The sequence below is a fragment of the Limimaricola cinnabarinus LL-001 genome (genome assembly GCF_000466965.1).
GTDB classification, from domain to species: Bacteria; Pseudomonadota; Alphaproteobacteria; order Rhodobacterales; family Rhodobacteraceae; genus Limimaricola; species Limimaricola cinnabarinus.
The window spans coordinates 24,564-47,955 of record NZ_BATB01000012.1 but is presented as its reverse complement, the minus strand read 5'-3'; the positions used below and the strand labels follow the sequence as shown (position 1 = coordinate 47,955).

Sequence of the window (23,392 nt, the reverse complement as noted above, 5' to 3'; positions counted from 1 at the left end):
ACGTTGGGCGGCATTGCACATGGGGGACTTCTGCGGTGGCGAATGGCGAAATGCGCGGCGCGGCTGCGAAGGACGATGAAACGCCCCGGGATCCGTATCTCGATCATACCGAGCAGGGGGTGTCGGAGCTGCGCAAGATCCGCCGCCTGATGCTGTGCACCTTCCTGCTGGCGATGTTCACCGCGACCTATTTCGCCCGCGACGTGCTCTTGCCGATCGTGCTGGCGATCCTGTTGACGCTGACCTTGCGCCCCGCCGTGCGCGGGCTGCAGCGGATCGGCATCCCGCCGGGGATCAGCGCGGTGCTCCTGATGCTGGCCATCGGGCTTGGCTTTGCCGTGGCGGGGTATTTCCTGTCGGGGCCGATCGGTCAGATGGCGGCGCGCGCACCGCAAATCGGCGCTGAGGTTCAGTTCAAGCTCGCCGGGCTGATGGATCGGCTGGCCTCGATCCGCGAGGTCGGCGCACAGGTGACGGAGATGGCCGACGCGGCCGGCGCCACCGAAGAAAAGATGGAGGTGGTGGTTGACCAGTCGGGCCCGATCCCCTCGGCGGTGGGCAGCGTCGCCTCAATCGGCTCCTCGCTGGTGGCGGCGATGATCCTGACGCTGTTTCTTCTGGCCTCGGGCGACTTCTATCACCGTCGCATCGTCGAGGCGTCGCCCAAGCTGCATGACAAGAAGCGCGCCCTGACCATTGTGCGCGACGTGGAAAAGCAGATCTCACGCTACCTTGGCGCGATCACAATCATCAATGCGGGTCTCGGCGTCGCGATCGGCATCGCGCTGTGGATCCTCGGGCTGCCGATGCCGCATGTCTGGGGCACGCTGGCGTTCCTTCTCAACTTCATGCCCTTCATCGGCGCGATCATCGGCACCGTCGCGGTCGGGGCCTTTGCGCTGGTGTCGTTCGACACGGTGCCTTACGCGCTGCTGGCACCCTTGGCCTATTTCACGCTGACGGCGATCGAGGGCAACTTCGTCACGCCGATGCTGGTGGGCCGCAGGCTTGAGCTGAACATCGTGTCGGTCTTCGTGACGGTGGCGTTCTGGATCTGGCTCTGGGGCGTGCCGGGGGCGGTTCTGGCGGTGCCGTTCCTCGTGGTCGTCAAGGCGGTCTGCGACAACGTCCCCTCGCTCCGCGCCTTTGGCGGATTCCTCTCCGGCGACCCGGCGATGAAAACCGAAGGTACCGATCCGGACCGTGGCGAAAAACACGCGACGCGCGCGGCCTGAGAGGCGCGCGGAGCCCACGCGTTTCCCGTCCGGCCCCGGTTTGACATCGGCGCGGGCCCCGGCCTAGGCTCTGCGCCGATGCCGGGGCCGGTCGAACAGGCCATCGGCCCAAGGAGACCATCGACATGACCTATACCCCGAGCCCCGACCGCTACGAGCGGATGGCTTATCGCCGCTGTGGCCGCTCCGGCCTCAAGCTGCCTGCCGTGAGCCTCGGGCTGTGGCACAATTTCGGCGACGACACGCCGCACCAGACCAAGCGTGAGATCTGCCAGACCGCCTTCGATCACGGCATCACGCATTTCGACCTCGCCAACAATTACGGCCCCGAGGCCGGTGCCGCCGAGACCGCCTTCGGAGAGATCCTGCGCACGGATTTCGCGGGCTACCGCGACGAGCTGATCATCTCCTCCAAGGCGGGTTACCGGATGTGGGACGGCCCCTATGGCGAGATGGGCAGCCGCAAGTACCTGATCGCGTCCTGCGACCAGTCGCTCAAGCGGATGGGTCTCGATTACGTCGACATCTTCTATTCGCACCGCTTCGACCCCGAGACCCCGCTCGAGGAGACGATGGGCGCGCTCGATCACATCGTGCGCTCGGGCCGGGCGCTCTATGTCGGTATCAGCAGCTACAACTCCGAGCGCACCCGCGAGGCGGCGGCGATCCTCAAGGATCTCGGCACGCCCTGCGTGATCCACCAGCCGAGCTACAACATGCTCAACCGTTGGGTCGAGCGCGACGGCCTGAAGGACACGCTCAGGGATCTGGGCATCGGCTCCATCGCCTTCACGCCGCTGGCCCAAGGCATGCTGACCAAGAAGTATCTCGGCGGCATTCCCGAAGACAGCCGCGCCGCGCAGGACAAATCGCTGTTTCCGTCGATGCTCACCGAGAAGGCGATCGGCAACATCCGCAAGCTCAATGAGATCGCCGAGGCGCGCGGCCAGACGCTGGCGCAGATGGCCATCGCGTGGGTGCTGCGTGAGGGCGGCATCACGACGGCACTGATCGGCGCCTCCAAGCCGAGCCAGGTGATCGACTGCGCCGGGGCGGTGGGCAACCTCGAATTCAGCGCCGAGGAGTTGACCCTGATCGATGAATACGCCGATGAGGAACAGATCAACCTCTGGGCCAGCTCTGCCGAGATCGAAGGCTGAGACTGGCGGGGCACGGTGCCATGATCGTGCCCCGTCCATGCCTCCTTTGTGGCACCCGGAGCGGTCAGAATGGCTGGACCACGACCGAATCCCGGGGGCCCTGTCATGGATGACCTGCCACTGATCCTCGCCGCGCCCTTGATGGCGGTGATGCTCTGGACCGATCTGCGCCATATGCGGATTTCCAACAGGCTCGTCGGTGCGGTGGCGGCCCTTGGCATCGGCTGCGCCTTTGCAGGGCTGATGCCCGATCTCGGGGCGCGCCTGATCGCGGGCGGCGTCGTCTTCGCGATCGGGATCGCCCTGTTCACGCTCGGCATGATGGGGGGGGGCGACGTGAAGATGCTCGCCGTGCTGGTGCCGCTGGTGCCGCCGCAGGAGCTGCCGGCCTTCACGATGCTGCTCGCCGCAACGATGCTCTCGGGCGCACTGCTGCTCGCGGGGGTGCGCCGTGCCGTGGGCGGACCCGATTCGGCTTGGGTCAGTTTGCGTATGCGTGGCCGCTACCCGCTCGGCGTGTCGATCGCCGCCGCGGCGATGATCCTGCCGCTCGGGATCTGAGCGGACCGGACCGTCCTGCGACGTGTCATGGCATGACGATCGGGCGGCCGGCGCCTCGTATCTCTCTTGCGGTATCGGCCGCCACGGGCGTCGGGCGGGACCACCTTTTCCCCGCGCGCGATCTGCGGCAGGAATGGCGTGACCACCCCGAACACGCCATTCCGGAGACGACATGCCCGATCCCAAGCCAGAGGCGCTCGACTTCCTGCTGACGCGCCGCTCCCGCCCGGCCAAGACGCTGACCACGCCCGCGCCGAGCCGCGAGGAGTTGCGCCCGCTGCTCACTGCGGCGCTGCGCGTGCCCGATCACGGCAAGCTGGAGCCGTGGCGGCTCATCGTGTTGGAAAAGCCCGCCCTGACGCGGCTGGCGGCGCTGGTGCCCGCGCGGGCCGAGGCGCTCGGCATAGATGAGAGCAAGCGCGAGAAAGCGGTGGCACAGTTCCGCGACGCCGACCTCGTGGTGGCGGTGATCTGCGCCCCCAAAGCGAGCGACAAGGTGCCCGAGATCGAGCAGGTCCAATCCGCCGCCTGCGTCTGCCTGTCGCTCCTGAACGCCGCTCTGGCGGCGGGCTGGGGGGCGAACTGGCTTTCGGGCTGGGTCAGCCATGACGAGGCTTTCTGCCGCGAGGGGCTGGGATTGCGGAGCGGCGAAAGCATCGCAGGTCTCATCCATATCGGCACCGAGACCACGGCCGCGCCCGAGCGGCCGCGTCCCGATCTGGACGCGCTGACGGAGTGGCGCGAGGCATGATCCTGTCGGATTTCATGCGCGCCTTGGCGCAGATGTTCGACCCGCGCTTTCGCCGGGTGCTCTGGCTCGGCATCGGTCTGTCGGCGGCGCTTCTCGTGGGCCTCTATGCGGGGCTTCTGGCGCTGGTCGGGGTCTTCGCGCCCGAGCATGTGACGCTGCCGCTGATCGGCGAGGTCGCGTGGATCGACGACGCGCTGGGCTGGGTCTCGCTTCTGCTGATGCTCGGGCTGTCGGTGTTTCTGATGGTGCCCGTGGCGTCGATGATGAGCGGCTTCTTCCTCGAAGAGGTGGCGGGTGCGGTCGAGGCGCGGCATTATCCCGGCCTGCCGCCTGCCCGCGCGGTTCCCATCGCCGATCAGATCCGCGACACACTAGCCTTTTTGGCGGTGCTGGTGCTCGTGAATATCGCGGCTTTCGCCGCGAGCCTCGCCTTTCCGCCCGCCGCGCCGTTCCTGTTCTACGGTGTGAATGGCTGGCTACTTGGGCGCGAATATTTTCAGGTCGCGGCGATGCGGCGCGAGGGGCGGGCCGGGGCGCGCACCATGCGAAAGCGTCATCCGCTGCGGATCTGGGGTGCGGGCTGCCTGATGGCGGTGCCTTTGACGGTGCCGGTGGTGAACCTGCTGGTGCCGGTGCTTGGTGCTGCCACCTTCACCCATCTCTACCACCGGCTGGCGGGGCGGCGGCCTACTCGCCGCTGAGGAGCGGGCCACTGGCGGGGGCCATGCGGTCGAACACGTCGATGTCGCGCACCGTGACGCCGCCCCACAGGATGAAGGCCGTGAGCGCGGCCCAGATCGGCACCGCCCAGAGAGAGGTGAGCCTGACCTTGCGGCCAAGCCGGAAGTCGGCAGGGGCCGAGGCATGGGTGCCGGGCACGGTCTCGCCCGCGTCGCCTTGGGTCACGAGGCGCAGCGGCAGCACGATGAAGAACACCATGAACCATGTCACGGCAAAGAGCACGAAGGCGGCGGTGATGGTCATGGGCGTCTCCTCAGACCTGTTCGATCTCGATCAGGCAGCCGTCGAAATCCTTGGGGTGCAGGAACAGCACCGGCTTGCCATGCGCGCCGATCTTGGGCGCGCCATCGCCCAGCACCCGCGCGCCTGTCTGTACCAGCCGGTCGCGGGCGGCATGGATGTCCTCCACCTCGTAGCAGACATGATGCATGCCGCCCGAGGGGGATTTGGCCAGAAATGCCGCGATGGACGAGGCGTCGCCCAAGGGTTCCAGAAGTTCGATCTTGGTGTTGGGCAGTTCCACGAAGACGACGCGGACGCCGTGATCGGGCAGGTCCTGCGGCGCGCTGACCCGCGCGCCCAGCGGCCCGGCATAGCGCGCGGCGGCGGCGGCGAGGTCCGGCACGGCGATGGCGACGTGGTTGAGGCGGCCGATCATCGGAGGACTCCATAGGTCATGGCGCTGATATGGCGGCTCGGACCGCGGGGTGCAACCGCGCGGATCGTCGCGGCTTAAGACCTGATTTACCACTGCGGTCCAGTATCGGGGCGAGGGTCGACTTGGCCCCCGAACTGGCAGGAGGCTTCGATGCCCATCAATGTCGCCTTTCCCGGCACCCGCGCGCCCACCATGGACCGCCCCCTGCTGGGGCTGACCGTGCTGCTGGTCGAGGACAGCCGCTTCGCCTGCGAGGCAATGCGGCTTTTATGTCTGCGCTCGGGGGCGCGCATCCGCCGCGCCGACAGCCTGCACAACGCGCGGCGCCATCTGCGGGTTTACCGCCCCGATGCGGTGATCGCCGATCTGGGCCTGCCCGACGGTTCGGGGATCGAGCTGATCATCGAATTGGCGCAGGCGAACCCGCGCATCGACATATTGCTCGCCACCTCGGGCGACCCCGACGGGGAGGGGCCCGCGCTGGAGGCCGGAGCGGACGGCTTCATCGCCAAGCCGATCGCCCGGCTGGGCGAGTTTCAGGAGGCGCTTCTGGCGCATGTCCCCGCTGAGCGGCAGCCCGATGGGCCGCGCCTTCTCCCGCAGGAGGAGATCGCGCCTGACCGGGTGGCGTTGCGCGACGACCTTTCATTGGCGGCGCAACTGCTGCGCAGCGGCTGGCCCGCGGAGCGTGAGATCGCCTATGTGGCGCAGTTTCTCGGTGGCGTGGCGCAAAGCGCCGGCGACACGGCGCTGTTCGAGGCGGCCGAGGCCGTGATGACGGCCCGCGGGCAGGGGGGCGCCGGTCCGGCGGTCGACAGGCTGGCCGCGCTGGTCGAGGGGCGGCTGGCCGAGCCTGCGCCGCTCTAGCCCAGCAGGCCCGGATCGGCCCCGAGATCCAGCCCGGGAAAAATCCCGCCCTCGATCGCCGCCCGGTCGAGCCCGAACAGCCCGCGCATGACCCATCCCGCATGGGCACGCAGATCACGCGTCGGCATGAGGTCGCGCCGGTCGTAAAGATCGACCTCGGTCAGGCCCGGCCAGTCGCCCAGCACCCGGCCGCCCCGCAGCGCGCCGCCCGCGTAGAGCATCGCACCGCCGGTGCCGTGATCGGTGCCGCCGGTGCCGTTCTCGCGCGCGGTGCGACCGAACTCGGTCACGCAAAGCACCGCCGTCCTGTCCCAAGCGGTCCCGAGTCCCGCCTCCAGCGTCAGCAGCGTGTCGCTCAGCCGCTCCAACGCCCGGCCAAGCCCCGCCGACTGACCCTCATGCGTGTCCCAGCCGTTGATCGAAAAGCTGGCGATGCGGCTGTCGCCGCGCAGCCGCGAGGCCGCGAACTCGGCCAGACGGACGTGATCACCACGCAGCCCGCCGCCGCCAGCCATCCCGCCATCGTCCGCCTCGTCCTCGGCGGCGAGCGAATCGACGATGCCCATCGCCTGCGCCGTGGTGTCGCGAAACAGCGGATCCTCGTGGTGGACGAGTTCGAGCAGCCGCCGCCCTTGCGGCGTCAGGCGCAGCCGCGTCTCGGGGGCCCATCGTGCCGCGGCGGCGCGACCCGACAGGATCAGCATTTCCTCCCGGCCGATCGCATAGGCGGTCTCGGCCGACAGGCCCGGCACGGTCTGCAGCATGCGATTGAGCCAGCCCTCGGTGCCCGCGGCGCCGGGGGTGCCGGCTTCGAGCATGTCCTGCCCATCGAAATGGCTGCGCTTGTCGCGGTAAGGGGTGGAGACGGCATGCACCGCGCCGAACTCGCCTCTGGCCCACATCGGGGCCAGCCGGTCGAGGCCTTGGTGAAAGGCGAAGAAGCCTGCGTCGATCGCGCCCGGCGCGGCCTTGCCCATGAGGGTCGGGCGCAGCGCCGCCAGCGCCGGATCGCCCACCGGGCGCACCACGTCGAGCCCGTCCATCGCGCCGCGCAGCACGATCACCACCAGCCTGTTGTCCCAAGGGGCGCTGGCGAAGGCCATGGGCGTCAGCAGCGGGCTCGCCGCCGCCGAGCAGCCCAGCGCGAGTCCGCCGCGCAACAGCTCGCGCCTGTCGATCCGGGTCATGCGGTCATCTCATCTGGAAGGCGGGGCTGGTCAGCACCACGCCGATCGCCTCGCCACGGCTTTCTGCGGCGCGCGCGGCAAAGGCCACCGTCTCGGGCAGCGAGGGGCCGATCGCCGCACGGGCAAAGGCGCGGGGATCCGGCAAGTCGTCCAGCACCCGTTCAGGCACGGTCATCGCCCAGTCGATCCGGGCGGCCATGTTGGGCGGGTTGATCCAGGCCTCGGCGCGCTCGGGCCAGCCGTCGGGGCCCAAGGGGTGCTCCCAGTTCTGGCCCATCGCCGCGAGCGGCCTGCGAAACAGCCCTCGCGCTCCGGGTTTGCCGGGGGTCAGGATCGTCTCGGGCGGCACGGCGAGCGCGCGCAGCGCCGTCTGGACGAAGTCGAAGGGCGGCTTGACCTTGCGCGACTTCGCATCCCATGCCCGCGGATGTTCGAGCAACACGGTCGTGACGACGAAGAGATCGCCGCCGCTGTCGCGCCACGCGGTCTCGAGGCCCGTGACGAGGGCCGGGTCGGGATCGTCGGCCACGAAATGGACGGCGAGCTTGTGCGCGATATGGCGCGCCGTGGCCGGATGACGGGCGAGCATGCGCAGCGCCTCGCGGATCGTGTCGAAGCTGGCGCGGTCGGAAAAGCTGGTGCCGAGAATGGTCTCGGCCCCCGGCTCGGCGCGCTCGGGCCGGTATTCCATGCCGCGCTCGATGGTCCAGCCCAGCCCGGTGAGCAGCTCGGCCAGCTCGCGCACATCCTTCTGGTCATAGGGCCCATTGACCCCCACGGTGTGCAGCTCCAGCAGCTCGCGCGCGAGGTTTTCGTTGAGGCCGCCGCTGCGGCGTCGTCCCGCCGGGCTGTTGGGACCGATCGAGCGGCTCTGGTCGAGATAGGCCAGCATCACCGGATGGGTCGTGACGGCGATGAGCATGTCCTCGAACCGGGCTGCGACATGGGGCCGGATCGTCTCCTCGACGAAGGGGGTGACGAGATGCTGGCCGCGCTGGCCTTGGACCACCACGGTGAAATGGTCGGCCCAGAACCGGACCAGACGTTCGCGCAAGCCCCCCTCGGGGGCCGCCACGCCACGCGCGAGGGTGGTGGCGAAGTTGCGCAGCGCCACCTCGCGCGCGGTGACGCGCATTGCGTCATAGGCGTCGCGGGTCGGCTTTTCCTGCGCCGTGCCCCGCGCCTTGCGCCAGGCCGTGGCCCGCCATTCCGCGAGGGTGGGGCGCGCCTCGCCATAGGGGGCGATCGGCAGTTGGCGCCCGATTTCGTCCACGCCGCCGAGGGGGCGCAGCATTGCGGCGACGCTGTCGGGCGGGGGCAGCAGGGGCGACAGGCCGGTTCCGAACCGGATGGCGGCGCGATCGGGGTCGAAGGGCACGGCGAATCCTCCTGGCTACCTCGGTCATATAAGCCGCGGCAAAGCGCCTCGTGAGCCCCGCCGCGGCACCGTGGCGGGAAACCGCCTCAGTAGTCGCGCTCGAAGAAGATCCCGAGACTGGTCTCGCCGTCGCTGGTCACGCTGCCTTGCGCCTTGATGTCGTCGGTCACGTCGAGGTTGAGGTTGATCGAGGTCTGGTCGGTGCCGACGGTGACGTCGGTATAGACGTTGTCCGAGAGGTATTTGCCCGCCCGCACGGCGGGATTGCCGGTCTCGTCAGTGGTGATGTCGAGATCGTCGAGCCCGGTATCGGCGCGGAAATCATCGATCAGCCCGCCGCCGCCGGTGCCCGCCAGCGTGCCCACGGCGGCAGCGAGCTGCACCGCTTGAAGCGGGGTGATCGACGACAGGTCGCGCCCGAAGATGAGCTGCGCCAGAACCTCGTCCTGCGGCAGGTCGGGCGTCGATTCGAAGCGCACCTCGGGTTCGTTGGCCGGGCCTTCGACGATGATCCGCACGACGGTGCCCGTCGCCGTTTCCGTGGTGGCCACTAGACGGATGAAGGGACGGAAATCGCCTTGCAGAAAGGCGCCGCCTTCGTCGAGTTCGAACCGCTGCTGCAGGATGTCGAGACGACCGCGGATCAGCTCGAACTGACCCACCGGGATCACCTGGTTGGTGTTACCGCCGATCTCCAACTCACCGCCCAATTCGGCGTCGAGGCCGCGGCCGCGAATGAAGATGCGCGAGGGGGCGCGGATCGTCACGTCGAGGCCGTAGCCGGGCCCTGCGGGGCCTTCGGTGGCCCCCGCCGTTTCGCCGATCTCGACCCCGGCGATGGTCAGCCCGGCGCGGTTCAGCGTCCGGCGCACCGCCTCGGGGGCGTTGATATGGCGCACTTCGGGCAGGCTGCCCAGCGCGCCGATGCCGGATGATGGCACCTGGATCTCGGTCGGCCCGAGCTCGACCAGCCCGGCGATCTGCGCCCCGCCGGTGAGGGGGCCGGTGACCGTCAGCCGCCCGTCGGCGGTAGTCTCGTAAAGCTCCGGGTCGCGCAGTTCGAGCCCGTCGAGGGTGACGACGAGGTTGGCGTCGTACCCCCCCGTGAGCGCGACAGGGCCGGTGATGCCGATCCGTCCGCCCTTTTCGAGCGCCGCCGACAGCGAGAGGTCGGCGCGGTCGCCCGAGAGTTGGATCGTGGTGTCGATGTCCTGCACGGTGAGCCCGACGGTCGGCACCGCCAGTTCGGCATCGGCGGTCGAGATCGTGCCGCGCACCGAGGAGAGCGCGGGCGGTCCCTCGACCGAGAGGTCGAACCGCGCGGTGCCGTCGAGGCGGCGCGGCGCGATCAGGTCGTTGACGAGGCCAAGTTGCGCCTGACCGGTCACGTCGAGATCGAGCGTGCCGTTCTGCAGGTAGCGGCCCGAGACGTCGGCAGAGGTGCCGCCGGGGCCGGTGGCCGAGACGTCGAGGTCGAGATCGCCTGAGGCGCTGCGCGCGGCGGTGCCCGAGGCGGTGACCGGGCCGGAGAAATCCGGGGTGAACAGGCCGATGTCGTTGAGACGGGCTTCGAAGGTGGCGCTTTGATTGGCGTCCGAGCCGGTAGCGTCGGCCTGCACGGCGAATGCCGGGAAGCGGATGTCGAGGTCGCGCACCGCGATCTCGCCCGGCGCGTCGCGGCTGAGCCGCGCGTCGATCGAGCCGGTGCCGTCGAGTAGCCGCGAAGCGGCCTCGACGCCGATATCGAGGTTGGACGCCTGACCGTCGATGGTCACGTCGAAGCGCGACAGGTCGGGCATCACGGTGCCCGCCGCGTCGAGATCGACGCTGCCGCCCAGAGGGCGGCCCGCAAGCTGCGAGAAGGGCGCGAGCGAAGCCACGTCGGCCGAGACGCGGGCGGTGAGCTCGCGGCCCTGTGCCTCGGGCGCGACGCGACCGGTGGCGGCGATGTCGGTGCCCTGCGCGCGGCCCGTCACCTCGAAATCGATGCTGCCAGAGGCGTCGCCAGAGGCCTGTGCCGAAACGGTGGCGGGGCCGGACAACCCCGGTGCAAAGGGGGCGATCTGCGCCAGTTCGATGTCAAAATCCCCCGTGGGCAGGCCGTCGGTCACGGTGGCCTCGCCCATGGCGCGGATCTGCGGGTTCACGAGGGTGAAGCGGGGCAGGGCGAAGTCCTGCGGCCCGGTGCGGATCGCCTGCGCGTCGAGCACGGTCTCGCCCGCGAGCAGCGGGTCGAGTTGCGCGATGCCGGTGGTCACGTCCGAGGCGGTGCCGTCGAGCGTGACGTCGAAGCGCGACAGGTCCGCGCTCGCCGTGCCGGTGGCGGTGAGATCCACCGCGCCCGACAGCGGACGGCCCGCCAGCGTGCCGATGGGCGCGAGGTCGTCGATGTCGATGTCGAGGTCGAAATCGCCCAAGCCGTCGGCGATGGTGGCCGAGCCAGAGACGTTGAGCCCTTCGGAGGCGATCGCCAGGTTTTCGACCAGCAGGTCCTCGGGGCCGATGCGCCGGGCATGTCCCGAAAGCGTGAGTTCGCCGCCGAACAGCGCGTCGGCCTGCGCCGTGCCGGTGGCGAGGTTGGTGGCGCGCCCATCGAGGGTGACGTCGAAGGTGGAGGCGTCGAGCGCCGCCGTGCCGTTGGCCGAGAGCCGCGCCTCGCCCGCGAGCGGACGGTCGACGGCCTCGCCCACAGCCCCCAGATCGCGCGCGTCGAGATCGAGGTCGAAGCTGGCCTGCCCGTCAATCACCTCGGCGCGGCCGGTGGCAGCGACGGCGGGACCGTCGAGCTTGAGGTCCTCGACCGAGAAGCTCTGCGGCCCGGTGCGGGTGGCGTGACCCGAGAGGGTGACGCGGCCCGCCAGCAGCGGGTCGGCCTGCGCGATGCCGGTGACGAGATCGGTGGTGACCGCGTCGAGCGTCACGTCGGCGCCGGAGCCGTCGGTCTGGGCGGTGCCCGAGGCGTAGAGCCGCGCGGCGCCCGAGATCGGCCGGTCGAGGGCCGCGCCCAAGGGGGTCAGGTCGGAGGCCTCGGCTTCGATGTCGAAGGTGGCGGTGGTGCCGTCGAGCGCGGCGTCGCCGGAGGCCTCGATCCACGGGGCGGAGAGGACGAGATCCTCGACCAAGAAGGCCGTCTCGCCGCTGCGCACCGCGTGGCCCGCGATCTCGACCCGGCCCGCAAGCAGCGGGTCCGCCTGCGCGATGCCGGTGGTGACGTCGATGGCGGTGGCGTCGAGCGTGACGTCCGCCGTCGAGCCGTCGGTCTGCGCCGTGCCGGAGGCGTCGAGGCGCAGCGCGCCCGAGATCGGCCGATCGAGCGCCGCGCCCAGAGGCGCGAGGTTCGAGGCCTCGGCTTCGATGTCGAAGGTGGCGGTGGTGCCGTCGAGCGCGGCGTCGCCGGAAGCGCGCACCCACGGGGCCGAGAGGACGAGATCCTCGACCGAGAAGGCCATCTCGCCGCTGCGCACGGCATGGCCCGCGATCTCGACCCGGCCCGCAAGCAGCGGGTCCGCCTGCGCGATGCCGGTGGTGACGTCGATGGCGGTGGCGTCGAGGGTGACGTCCGCCGTTGAGCCGTCGGTCTGCGCCGTGCCGGAGGCCGAAAGCTCGACCGCGCCCGAAAGCGGCCTGTCGATCGCTTCGCCCACGGGGGCAAGGTCGCTGGCGCGGGCGGTGATGTCGAACACTGCGCGGTCGCCGTTCAACTCGGCCCGGCCCGTGGCGGCGAGGGTCTGCGAGGTCAGGTCGAGGTTCTCGACGCGGAAGCTCTCGGGGCCGGAGCGCACGGCGCGGCCCGACAGCGCCACCTGACCGCGCAGCAGCGGGTCGGCCTGCGGCACGCCGGTGACGAGGTCGGTGGTGTCCGCGTCGACCACCAGATCGAAGGTCGAGGCGTCGGAGGCGAGCGTGCCGTTGGCCTTGAAGGCGGCAGCGCCGGAAAGATCGCGCCCGGCGATGGTCGAAAAGGGCGCCACGTCGCGCAGATCGGCGGTCACGTCGAGCGTGACCTGCCCGCCATCCTCTTCGGAAGCCTGCGTGGCGTCGATCTCGGCGCGGCCATTGGGCAGCGTGGCCACGACATCGGCGGTGGTGACACCCGCCGCGTCGCGCATGGCGGTTCCCCTGAGGCTGGCCGGGCCGGTGACCCCGTCGAGCGCGAGCCCCGCATCGGCGACCTCTACGTCGAAGGTGGCCGAGCTTGCGCCGGAGGTGATGTCGGCCTGCGCCGTCGCGGTCATTTCGGGCGTGGCGATGCGCAGGGTTTCGACCTTTGTGCCGGTTTCGTCGCGCGCCGCGGCGAGAGCGATCTCGCCGGTGCCGCCGATATAGGGGTCGAGCGGCTCGATTCCGAGCGCGAGATCCTGCGTCGTGCCCGACAGGGTCAGATCGAAGATGCCGTCGAGCGGGCGGATGGTGCTGTCGATATCGAGATCGGCGGCCCCGGCGATGTCGAGCCCGGTGAGGCCCGAGAACCGCTCGAGCCGGTCGGCGGCGAGCCGCAGGGTCGAGGTGGTCTCGAAGCCGTTCTCGGAGCCCGCGACGGTGCCTTCGGCGTTCAGGGCGATGCCGGGGCCGTCGAGGGTGATGCGGTCGATGGTGACCGGGCCGTCGCCGTCACGCTCAAGCACGATGTCGCCCGCGATCTGTTCGCCCAGCGCCTCCGCGAGGTTCTCGTCGTCGAACTGCAGCCCGCGCGCGGTGTAGTCGACATCGGCGGTGAACAGGCTCGGCGCGGCGTCGCTTTTGCGCACGATGACGCCGCCGCCCTGAACGGTGAGCTGGGGGATCGTCAGGCCGGGGCGGACGAACTCCTGCGCGGTGAGGTCGATCACCCACTGGTCGCCGGTGCTGGCGTCGAACTGCAGCGCGAGGGCCGCGCGCTGGAGCCGGGTCTCGCCGCCCGCGACGGGCAGGGTGACGGCGCTGTCATCGGTATTGGCGATCTCGCCCGTCAGGTCGAACCGCTCGGGCCAGCCATCGGCACCGATGCGGGCCGAGCCCTCGAGGCTGAGCGCACGGGCGTCGATGTCGAGCGCCGTGAGCGCCAGCGCGCCATCGGCCTCGCGCGAACCGCTGATCACCAGCGAGACGTCGGGGCCGAAAAATTCGTTGTAGTCAGGCGCGATGAGCGGTGTCACATCGCCGCTTACGTCGAGCGAGAAGGCCAGCGGCGCGGTGCCGCCCTCGGGCGCCTCGCCGCGATCAAGCGCGAAGCTGCCGGCGATGCGGCGTTGATTGTTGGTGTCGAGCGTGATGTCCGCGTCGAAATTGTCGATCGGACCGGTGCCCTCGACATTCAGCGCCACCGAGGGGCGCCCGGGCAGGTCGAGGATGCGCGCGACGAGCCCGTTCTCGGCCTCGTTCAGCGCCAGCGTGAGATCGAGCAGGCGGTCGTCGTTGGAGTAGCTGCCCGAGAGTTCGAACCGCCCGGCGCGCTCGCCCAGACGCTCGGCCACGAGCTGCGCCTCGCCCTCGCCATCCGCAAGCTGGGCCGAGCCCTGTAGCGTGAGCGCGATCTCCTCGTCGAGAAAGGCCTCGCCCAGCACCAGCCGGTCGATCGCCAGATCGTCGAGCCGGATCGACACCGGAAGTTCGGGGAGCGAGAAGGGGCTGGCCTCGGCGGCGGGGGCCTCGGGGTCGGCCATCGGCGGCCGGGTGAGCTCGATCAGCTCGGCCGACAGCTCCTCGACCTCGAGCCGTCCGCGCAGCAGCGCCGAGCGATTCCAGTCGAGCACGAGGTTCTCGGCCCTGAGCCAGACGCCGTCCTCGTCGGCGATGGTCATGACTTCGATGCTCGCGGTGGAGCTGAGCGCGCCTTGAAATCCGGTGATGATCACCTCGCGCCCCGCGCCCGAGAGGTTGTCCTCGATCAGCCCGGCGAGAAAGCCGCGGTCCCGCTCGGCCTGCTCCTGCGCAGGCAGCATGGTGGGCGCGACGGTGGCGATGGAAATGGCGGCGGCGCGGGAGAGCTGCTTCAAAACGACTGTCCTATTCCGATATAGACCTGGACGCTTTCATAGGCGTCGTTGCCGGTGACAGGGGTGGCCACATCGAGCCGGATCGGGCCGATCGGCGTGGTATAGCGGATGCCCGCGCCGGCGCCGGCCTGATAATCGCCCGAGCCGTCAGGGATGCCGTCGGCCTCGACATAGCCGATGTCATAGAAGCCGACGGCGCCGATCTTTTCGGTGACGCCGAACCGCGCTTCGAGCTGGGCCGCGGCAAAGCTCTTGCCGCCCGAGCGGATCTCGACCGGTCCGTCGCCGAAGTCGCGCGTGTAGGTGACGCCGAGCGACTGGTAGTCATGCCCGCGCACCGTGCCGCCGCCGCCCGAATAGAACAGGAAGTCGGCTGGCGTCTCGGCGAGGCTCGAGCCCAGAACCGAGCCGATCTGACCGCGCACGGCCAGGGTCAGGCGCTCCGATTCGCCAAAGCTGCGATAGGCGCGGTTGTCGACATAGAGGCGCAGCCCGTCATCGGTGCCGGTCACGCCGAGGAATGGCGTCACCTCGGCGTCGATAAAATAGCCGTTCTTGGCGTCTAGCGGCACGTCGCGCCGATCGAGCGTGGCGTCGAGCGGCAGCGTCAGCAGCGTGTAGTCGCGCACCCGCGCGTCTGTCTCCTCGCGGGCCGTCAGGATGCCGATCGCGGCCGAATAGGTCAGCGTGTCGTTCACATAGCGCGACAGGCCGATCTCGGCGCTGAACTGATCGAGCGTGTAGTCGATCTCGTTCTCGTGCTTCAACTCGGCCTCGGCAAAGAGATCGACATCGGCGCGGAAGGTGGCGGGGCGGTTGAAGCTGGTGCCGAGCCGGTAATCGGCACCGCCCGAACCGGTGACGCCGGGCACTTCGCCCTCGATGCCCGAGATCTCGCCCTCGATCCGCAGCCGCTCGGCCCCGCCGAGCAGGTTGCGATGCAGCCAGAAGGCCGAGAGGCCAAGGCCCTCCACCGTCGAGATCTCGGCGCCGAAGCCGATGCGGCGCGGCTTGGATTCGGTGATCGTCAACTCGAAGGGCAGGGTGTCGTTCGGCCCGATCTCCTCGCTCTCGATGAAGGCCACCGCGTCGAAGGCGCCGGTGCGGCGCAGCCGGGTGGCGGCGAAGTCGAGTGCTTCGGGGTCGTAGGTGCGTCCCACCGGCAGGTCGGCGATGGCGCGGATGCGCTCCTCGCGCACATCCTCGTTGCCGGTGACGGTAAGCGCGCCGAAACGCAGCCGCGGGCCGGGGGCGAGGGTGACGGCGGCGTCGAGCCGTTCGGTCAGGTGATCGGCCACGATCTCCTGTCCCGCCACCTCGGCCTTGGCAAAGCCCACCGCCTCCCATGCCTCGACGCCCGCGCGCGCGGCGGCGCGCACCGATTCGGCGCGCGCGGTCTCGCCCGTGGCAAAGCCCTCGGGCAACTCGGTGTCCGGGGCCAGGGGCGCGATTTCGGCGCGGCCGAATTCGAAGCGCGGGCCCTGGCTCACCCGGATCGCGATGTCGTCGATGCGCGCGGGCGCGTCGAGCGGGGCCAGCGCCGCGGCCTCCTGTCCGTTGACGAGGATCGAGATGGTGCCGCCGTAATAGCCTTCGGAATAAAGCCCGGTCAGCAGGCGGCGGTAATCGGCGCGGGCGGCGGCGACATAGTCCTGCGGGGTCGGGTCATCTTCATCCTTGAGCGCCACGAGCAGGGACGAGTTCTCAAGCACGCTTTCGAGGTCGTCATCGGCAACGTCGATCTCGAAGCGGACGTCCTGACCGAAGGCTGCGGATGTGGAGAGGGCAAGGACCGACAGGCCGGTCAGCACGGCAATATGGCGCAACTTCGATGTCCTCCCGGCGAACCGCTCTTTGTTCATGGCACGGTCTGGGCCGGGCCTTGACCCCATTGCTATCCTATCGGCACCGGGAGGCAACAGCCTGTTCCGACCCCATGATCAATTGTGATCGAAGGGGTCCGGTACGTATCCGACAGCGGCGAGATAGAGGCCGTGGGGCGGGCAGACCGGCCCGCATGCGGCCCGGTCGCGCGCTTCGAGCGCGGCGGTCACGTCGTCAGGTGTCCATGCCCCGGCGCCGACCCGCTCCAGCGTGCCGACGAAGCTGCGCACCTGATTGTGCAGGAAGGCGCGGGCTTTCACGTGAAACCGGATCTCGGGGCCGCTGGTCCCCTCGATGCGTTCCACGTCGAGCCGGTCGAGCGTGCGCAGCGGCGAGTTCGCCTGACAGATCGAGGAGCGGAAGGTGGTGAAGTCGTGCCGCCCGATGAGCCGGTCCGCCGCCGCCTGCATCGCGCCGGCCTCGAGCAGATGCGGCACCTGCCAAGCGAGGCCCTTGTCATGCGTGAGCGGCGCGCGGCGCATCACGAGGCGGAACAGGTACTGCCGCCATGTCGCCGAGAACCGGGCGTGAAAATCATCTGCCACGCGGGCACAGGCGGTGATGGCCACCGGCGCGGGCTTCAGGTGGAAGTTCAGCGCCTCGGAAAGACGGAACGGGTTCCATTCCTTGTCCATGTCGCAATGCGCGACCTGTCCGAGGCCGTGTACCCCGGCATCGGTGCGTCCGGCGGCGGCGATGGTGTGCTCGCGCTTTTCCAACCGCCCGAGCGCGGCCTCGATCGCGCCCTGCACCGAAGGGTGCTCGGACTGGCGCTGCCAGCCGGAGAAGGGCGTGCCGTGATATTCGACCTTGAGAGCATAGCGGGGCATGGCGCTGCGGGTAGCCTTGGGCGCATCACTTGGCAAGCGCGTGGCTCCTTTCACGATTTTGCGGATATGCAAATCCGCCGCCCGGGGCGCGCGCCCTGTGCATCCCGGGCGCGCATGCCTATCTTGCCGGACGGAAGCGGGCAGGGAGCGGTGCATTGGTCATCGGGGCGATCACGGACAGCATCACGCGTGGCGTCGAGGGGGTCACGGACCGGCTGGTCGCGCCCTTCACCGATCCGGTGATCCGGCTGGGCGTCACGGGGCTGTCGCGGGCGGCAAGACGGTGTTCATCACCTCGCTGGTGGCGAATCTGATGGATCGCGGGCGGATGCCGCAATTCGCCGCCGCGCCGCGCATCCTCGGTGCGGTGCTCAGGCCGCAGCCCGACGATACGGTGGCGCGGTTCGACTACGAGGGGCATCTGGCGCATCTGCTGGCACCAGAACCCGAATGGCCCGAGGGCACGCGCCGGGTGAGCGAGCTGCGGCTGTCGCTGCGGGTGCAGCAGGGCGGGATGCTGGCGGGGGTGCAGGGCCCGCGCACCGTGCATCTCGACATCGTGGATTATCCCGGCGAATGGCTGCTCGATCTGGGCCTTCTGGAGAAGGACTATGCCACTTGGGCGCGCGAGGCGCTGGCACGGGCCGAGCGTCGGGCGGCGACGATGCCGCAGGCAGCGGCCTTCCTGAAGGCGGTCGGGGCCGTCGAGCCGGGCGCGCCCTTCGACGAGCCGCGTGCCAAGGCGCTGGCGCGGGCCTTCACCGACTATCTCAATGCCGCGCGAGAGGCGGGCTATTCGGACTGCACGCCGGGGCGGTTTTTGTTGCCGGGCGATCTCGAAGGCTCGCCGGTGCTGACCTTCGCGCCGCTGCCGGGCGGCGATACCCCGAAAGGCAGCCTCGGGCGCGAGGTGGAGCGGCGATACGAGGCTTACAAGCGCGAGGTGGTAAAGCCCTTCTTCCGCGATCATTTCTCGCGCATCGACCGGCAGGTGGTGCTGGTCGACGTGCTTTCGGCGATCCATGCCGGGCCGCAGGCGGTCGAGGATCTGCGCGCGGCGATGGCGGACATCCTGCGTGCCTTCCGCCCCGGTCGGAACGCCTTTCTGAGCCGGATCTTCCAAGGCCGCCGGATCGACCGCATTCTGTTCGCAGCCACCAAGGCGGACCACCTCCACCACACCGAGCACGCCAAGCTCGCCGCGATCACCGAGGCGTTGTTGCGCGACGCGCGCGACCGGGCCGATTTCGCCGGGGCCAAGACCCAGGCCATGTCGATCGCAGCGCTGCGCACGACCGTGGAGGACCGGGTGAGCCATGGCGGCGAGATGATCGACGTGGTGCGCGGCAAGCTGCTGGAGACGGGGCGTCAGGCGGCGCTGCATGCGGGCGCGCTTCCCGAAGACCCGTCGCATCTTCTGGCCCCGGCGCGGGCGGGGGCCGAGGCATGGCTCGATGGGGATTATTCGATCATGAATTTCGCGCCGGCGCGGCTGACGCTCAAGCCCGGCGAGGGGCCGCCGCATATCCGTCTCGACCGGGCGGCGGAGTTCCTGCTCGGCGACCGGCTGTGAGGAGACAGGCATGAGCGACGACAAGCGGCGCGGCCCGGTGGTGATCGACCTCGAAGAGGAGGCGACGCCGCATGTGACCCCCGCCACCGCGCCCCCGGTGCCCGAACCGGGCCTGCCGCAGGGGGCGGCGATGCAGCGCGTCGCCGTCATGGCAGCGCGGCCGCGTTCCAGGCTGGCGCGCTGGTTCTTTGCGGCGCTGGCCGCGCTGGTGGGCTTCATGCTCTCGGTGGCGGCGTGGTCCTGGGTGACGGGGCTTCTGGCGGCGAACCCGGTGCTGGGGATGATCGCCACGGTGCTGGTGGGGCTGGTGCTGGGCCTGCTTCTGGCGATCGCGGCCAAGGAGGCTTGGGCCTTTCGGCGACTGGCGCGGCTCGATCATATCCAGAGAGACGCGGCGGCGGCGCTGGGCGCGCAGGATCTCGGCCTCGCGAAATCGGTCTCGGCGCAAATGGTGGCGCTCTATGCGGGCCGGGGCGAACTGTTGCCGGGGCTCGCCAAGGTGAAGGCGCGCGAGGGCGACGTGTTCGACGCCGATGGCGTGTTGGGGCTGGCCGAGCGCGAGCTTCTGGCGCCGCTCGACGCCATGGCCGCGCGCGAGGTCGAGATGGCGGCGCGGCAGGTGGCGACGGTGACGGCGGTGGTGCCGCTGGCGCTCGCGGACGTGACGGCGGCGCTGACCTCGAACCTGCGGATGATCCGGCGCGTGGCCGAGATCTATGGCGGGCGGTCTGGCACTTTGGGCGCGTGGCGTCTCACTCGCTCGGTGCTGACCCATCTGGTGGCGACGGGGGCCGTGGCGGTGGGCGACGACCTCGTGGGCTCGGTCGCCGGCGGCGGCGTTCTGTCTCGCGTCTCGCGCCGCTTTGGCGAAGGGGTGGTCAACGGCGCGCTGACCGCGCGGGTTGGCGTGGCCGCGATCGAGGTCTGTCGTCCGCTGCCGTTCCGCACGGTCGAGCGGCCATCGGTCTCGGGCCTCGTGGCGCGCGCGCTCACGGGGCTGTTCGCGCGCGCGGCTAGAACAGCTTGGGCACGCCGCCGGGATGGGTCTCGCGCTCGGTCACGCCCGCGCGCAGGGTCCGCCCGATCCGGTGCGCGAGGTCCGACCACGCCGCTGCGGTCTCGGGCGGCAGCTCCTCGCGCAGCGTCATGTCGAACAGCGCCAGCCAAGGTGCGAACATGCCCGGCCGCACATCACGCGCGTCGCGATGCGCCGTGACCGGGCTGCCGCGATAGCCCGGCCTGCCGAGGATCGCGCTCTCCCAGAACGAGACGATGCGCGCCTCGTGTTCGGGCCAGTCGGCGACATGGCGGGCAAAGACCGGCCCGAGGCCGGGGTGGGCGCGCACCTGTTCGTAGAACCGCGCCACGACGCGGGCGATCTGCTCGGGGGTGACGTCGATGCGTGGCTCTGGCATGGGGCGGCTCCTTGGGGCCCTCATAATCCCGAATGCCGCGCGGGGGAAACCGTGCCGCGCTTTACCCGCCCCGAGCCTGCGCCTATAAGCGGCCCCATGATGGCTTTTCGTGTCCCGTTCACGCGAATTACCGGCCCGGCGCTCTGAGGATCAGGGCCGCCGGGACAAGGCGCATGAGCTGACGCCGCGCCGCCCTTCACCAGACATTCCGACACGACCGGACTTCGACAGGACCGAACAGCGATGTGCGCCGATACGCCCGAGACCCCCGCCTCCGAGACCCCCGATTACAAGGACACCCTGAACCTGCCGCGCACGGAGTTTCCGATGCGCGCGGGCCTGCCCAACCGCGAGCCGGGCTGGCTCGACCGCTGGGAACGGATCGGGGTCTATGACCGCCTGCGCGAGCGCGCCGAGGGGCGTCGACCCTTCACGCTGCATGACGGCCCGCCCTACGCCAACGGCAACCTGCATATCGGCCACGCGCTCAACAAGATCCTCAAGGATATGGTGGTGCGCTCCCAGCAGATGATGGGCCGCGACGCGCGCTATATCCCCGGCTGGGACTGCCATGGCTGCCGATCGAGTGGAAGATCGAAGAGCAGTACCGCAAGAAGGGGCAGGACAAGGACAAGGTCGACGTGATCGACTTCCGTCAGGAATGCCGGAAGTTCGCCGAAGGTGGGTCGATGTTCAGCGCGACGAGTTCAAGCGTCTCGGCATCACTGGCAAGTGGGAAAACCCCTACCTCACGATGGACTTCCACGCTGAGCGGGTGATCGCCGAGGAATTTCAGAAATTCCTGATGAACGGCGTGCTCTACCAAGCTCGAAGCCCGTGATGTGGTCGCCGGTCGAGAAGACCGCGCTGGCCGAGGCCGAGGTCGAGTATCACGACAAGGAGAGCTTCACGATCTGGGTGCGCTTCCCGGTTCTGGGCTCGGACGATCCGCTGCTTCAGGGCGCGGATGTCGTGATCTGGACCACCACGCCCTGGACCATCCCGTCGAACAAAGGCGTCGTCTATCATCCCGAAATCTCCTACGGCGTCTACCGGATCACCGGCGCGCCCGAGGACAACTGGGTCAAGTCCGGCGACAAGCTGCTTCTGGCTGACAAGCTGGCCGAGGGCTGCCTCGGCAAGGCCCGCGTCGATGGCTGGGAGCGGATCGGCGACGCGCCATCGCTGGAAGGTCTGTCGGTCGCGCATCCCTTTGCCGGGATCGAGGGCGGCGAAGGCGAGTGGGACCAGCCGCGCGACTTCCGGCCCGCGCCCTTCGTCACCGACGAGGACGGCACCGGCTTCGTGCATTGCGCACCGAGCCACGGCATGGACGAGTTCGAGCTGTACCGCGACGCGGGGATGCTGGCCGAGGTCATAACCTACAACGTCGAGGAGGATGGCACCTTCCGGGCGGACCTGCCGCTCTTCGGCGGCAAGCGCATCCTCAAGCCGAACGGCAAGGAGGGCGACGCCAACACGGCCGTCATCGATGCGCTGGCGCAGTCGAGCAAGCTCTTTGCCCGCGGCAAGATCAAGCACTCCTACCCGCATAGCTGGCGCTCCAAGCGCCGCTGATCTTCCGCAACACGCCGCAATGGTTCGCCGCGATCGATCGCGAAGTCGGCGACGGGCAGGACCAGTATGGCAAGACCATCCGCGAGCGCGCGCTGACCTCGATCGACGAGCTGGTGACATGGACGCCCAGGACCGGGCGCAACCGGCTTCATGCGATGATCGAACAGCGGCCCGACTGGGTCCTGTCGCGCCAGCGCGCCTGGGGCGTGCCGCTGACCTGCTTCGTGAAGAAGGGGGCAAAGCCCGCCGATCCGGACTTCCTGCTGCGCGACGAGGCCGTGAACGCCCGCATCCTCGAGGCCTTCGAGGCCGAGGGCGCGGATGCGTGGTACAAGGACGGCGCCAAGGCGCGTTTCCTGGGCGATACCGTGAACCCCGACGATTATGTTCAGTCTCGACATTCTCGACGTGTGGTTCGATAGCGGCTCCACCCATGCCTTCGTGCTGCGCGACCGCGAGGACGGGTCGGAGGATGGTCTGGCCGATCTCTACCTCGAGGGCACCGACCAGCATCGCGGCTGGTTCCACTCCTCGATGCTGCAATCCTGCGGCACCAAGGGCGCGCGCCCTATCGCGGCGTGCTGACGCATGGCTTCACGCTCGATGAGAAGGGCATGAAGATGTCCAAGTCCTTGGGCAACACCGTCAGCCCCGCCGACGTGACCAAGCAGTACGGCGCCGACATCCTGCGGCTTTGGGTGGCGCAGTCGGACTATACCGCCGATCTGCGGATCGGGCCCGAGATCCTCAAGGGTACCGCCGACGGCTATCGCCGGCTGCGCAACACCATGCGCTTCCTGTTGGGCTCGCTGGCGGACTTCTCCGAGGCGGACCGGGTCGAGGCGGCCGACATGCCCGAGCTGGAGCGTTGGGTACTGCACCGTCTGGCCGAGCTGGATCAGGCCGTGCGCGAGGGCTACGACGCCTATGACTTCCAAGGCGTGTTCCAGTCGGTCTTCACCTTCGCGACGGTGGAGCTGTCGGCCTTCTACTTCGACATCCGCAAGGACGCGCTCTACTGCGACGGCGACACCGCCCGCCGCCGCGCCGCGCGTACCGTGCTCGACCTGTTGTTCCACCGGCTGACGACATGGCTCGCGCCGATCCTCGTCTTCACGATGGAGGAGGTCTGGCTCGAACGGAATCCGGGCGACGCGGCTTCGGTGCATCTTACCGACATCCCCGAGACGCCGCAGGCGTGGCGCGACGAGGATCTGGCCGCGAAGTGGTCGGCGATCCGGCGGGTGCGTCGCGTGGTGACGGCGGCGCTCGAAGTGGCGCGGCGCGACAAGGTGATCGGTGCCTCGCTCGAGGCGGCGCCGGTGGTGCATGTGCGCGATCCCGAGACGCTGGCTGCGCTCAAGAGCGTGAACTTCGAGGATCTGTGCATCACTTCGGCGATCTATCTCACCAATGATCCATCCCCGGCCGAGGCGTTCCGCCTGCCGGAGATCGATGGCGTGGGCGTGGTGTTCGAGGCGGCCGATGGCGAGAAATGCCAGCGTTGCTGGAAGATCCTGCCCGATGTCGGCACGCATGCGCATCCCGGAGTCTGCGCCCGCTGCGACGCGGCACTGGCGTGACGATCGACCGGCGCCG

14 protein-coding genes and 3 pseudogenes are annotated in these 23,392 nt (G+C 69.4%); 9 read left to right on the top strand and 8 right to left on the bottom strand.

Translation table 11 applies throughout. The features are described 5' to 3' along the window. Nucleotides 1-35 precede the first annotated feature (35 nt). From MBELCI_RS06670 to MBELCI_RS06650, 5 genes are all read left to right on the top strand, one after another. Entirely contained in the window at nt 36-1,235 is a 1,200-nt protein-coding gene (locus tag MBELCI_RS06670) for an AI-2E family transporter (protein ID WP_021693401.1), read from the top strand. 125 nt (nt 1,236-1,360) lie between these two features. After that, nucleotides 1,361-2,395 (top strand): L-glyceraldehyde 3-phosphate reductase, encoded by a 1,035-nt coding sequence (gene mgrA / locus MBELCI_RS06665; protein ID WP_021693400.1) that lies wholly within the window; start codon nt 1,361-1,363, stop codon nt 2,393-2,395. Between the two features lie 105 nt (nt 2,396-2,500). Then, a complete protein-coding gene (locus tag MBELCI_RS06660) occupies nt 2,501-2,956 on the top strand; it encodes an A24 family peptidase (protein WP_021693399.1) in 456 nt (151 codons plus the stop codon). 172 nt (nt 2,957-3,128) lie between these two features. Further along, a complete protein-coding gene (locus tag MBELCI_RS06655; protein ID WP_021693398.1) occupies nt 3,129-3,707 on the top strand; it encodes a nitroreductase family protein in 579 nt (192 codons plus the stop codon). Further along, nucleotides 3,704-4,408 carry an EI24 domain-containing protein gene (locus MBELCI_RS06650; RefSeq protein WP_021693397.1) on the top strand — a complete coding sequence of 235 codons (705 nt, stop codon included), beginning with the start codon at nt 3,704-3,706 and terminating at the stop codon, nt 4,406-4,408. Before MBELCI_RS06655 ends, MBELCI_RS06650 begins: the two co-directional genes overlap by 4 nt. On the opposite strand, the gene MBELCI_RS06645 is transcribed toward MBELCI_RS06650, so the two are convergent. Both MBELCI_RS06645 and mce read right to left on the bottom strand, forming a co-directional pair. Beyond that, nucleotides 4,395-4,691, bottom strand: coding sequence for a DUF1467 family protein (locus MBELCI_RS06645; RefSeq protein WP_021693396.1), 297 nt, complete (start codon nt 4,689-4,691; stop codon nt 4,395-4,397). The genes MBELCI_RS06650 and MBELCI_RS06645 overlap by 14 nt on opposite strands. Nucleotides 4,692-4,701: 10 nt before the next feature. Continuing rightward, nucleotides 4,702-5,106: a methylmalonyl-CoA epimerase gene (gene mce / locus MBELCI_RS06640; protein WP_021693395.1), complete on the bottom strand. Its 405-nt coding sequence runs from the start codon at nt 5,104-5,106 to the stop codon at nt 4,702-4,704. A gap of 150 nt (nt 5,107-5,256) precedes the next feature. Here mce and MBELCI_RS06635 point away from each other — a divergent pair, with 150 nt between their 5' ends. Next, complete coding sequence (locus MBELCI_RS06635; RefSeq protein ID WP_021693394.1) at nt 5,257-5,973, top strand: response regulator; 717 nt, start codon at nt 5,257-5,259, stop codon at nt 5,971-5,973. Here the strand turns inward: MBELCI_RS06635 and MBELCI_RS06630 are convergent. The 5 genes from MBELCI_RS06630 to truA all read right to left on the bottom strand — a co-directional run bounded on the left by MBELCI_RS06630 (nt 5,970) and on the right by truA (nt 17,227). After that, a complete protein-coding gene (locus MBELCI_RS06630; RefSeq protein ID WP_021693393.1) occupies nt 5,970-7,160 on the bottom strand; it encodes a DUF1501 domain-containing protein in 1,191 nt (396 codons plus the stop codon). The two genes, MBELCI_RS06635 and MBELCI_RS06630, sit on opposite strands and share 4 nt — an antisense overlap. Before the next feature lie 4 nt (nt 7,161-7,164). Further along, nucleotides 7,165-8,538, bottom strand: a complete 1,374-nt coding sequence (locus tag MBELCI_RS06625; protein ID WP_021693392.1) for a DUF1800 domain-containing protein — start codon at nt 8,536-8,538, stop codon at nt 7,165-7,167. 86 nt (nt 8,539-8,624) lie between these two features. Continuing rightward, nucleotides 8,625-14,513 (bottom strand): translocation/assembly module TamB domain-containing protein, encoded by a 5,889-nt coding sequence (locus MBELCI_RS06620; protein WP_021693391.1) that lies wholly within the window; start codon nt 14,511-14,513, stop codon nt 8,625-8,627. Next, nucleotides 14,510-16,339 carry an autotransporter assembly complex protein TamA gene (locus tag MBELCI_RS06615; RefSeq protein ID WP_021693390.1) on the bottom strand — a complete coding sequence of 610 codons (1,830 nt, stop codon included), beginning with the start codon at nt 16,337-16,339 and terminating at the stop codon, nt 14,510-14,512. The genes MBELCI_RS06620 and MBELCI_RS06615 overlap by 4 nt, the downstream gene beginning before the upstream one ends. Before the next feature lie 114 nt (nt 16,340-16,453). Beyond that, nucleotides 16,454-17,227, bottom strand: coding sequence for a tRNA pseudouridine(38-40) synthase TruA (gene truA, locus MBELCI_RS06610; RefSeq protein ID WP_021693389.1), 774 nt, complete (start codon nt 17,225-17,227; stop codon nt 16,454-16,456). Nucleotides 17,228-17,382: 155 nt separating this feature from the next. On the opposite strand from truA, the pseudogene MBELCI_RS06605 reads away from it, so the two are divergent. Together MBELCI_RS06605 and MBELCI_RS06600 are read left to right on the top strand one after the other, a co-directional pair. Then, nucleotides 17,383-18,800 (top strand): annotated as a pseudogene (locus tag MBELCI_RS06605) (YcjX family GTP-binding protein). Between the two features lie 10 nt (nt 18,801-18,810). Further along, nucleotides 18,811-19,803 (top strand): annotated as a pseudogene (locus MBELCI_RS06600) (YcjF family protein); the annotation flags it as partial. 10 nt (nt 19,804-19,813) lie between these two features. Here the strand turns inward: MBELCI_RS06600 and MBELCI_RS19805 are convergent. Continuing rightward, on the bottom strand, nt 19,814-20,215 hold the full coding sequence (locus MBELCI_RS19805) for a group III truncated hemoglobin (RefSeq protein WP_081698490.1): 402 nt from the start codon (nt 20,213-20,215) through the stop codon (nt 19,814-19,816). 243 nt (nt 20,216-20,458) lie between these two features. Between MBELCI_RS19805 and ileS the strand changes: the two are divergent. Beyond that, nucleotides 20,459-23,376, top strand: a pseudogene (gene ileS, locus MBELCI_RS06595) (isoleucine--tRNA ligase). Nucleotides 23,377-23,392 lie beyond the last annotated feature (16 nt).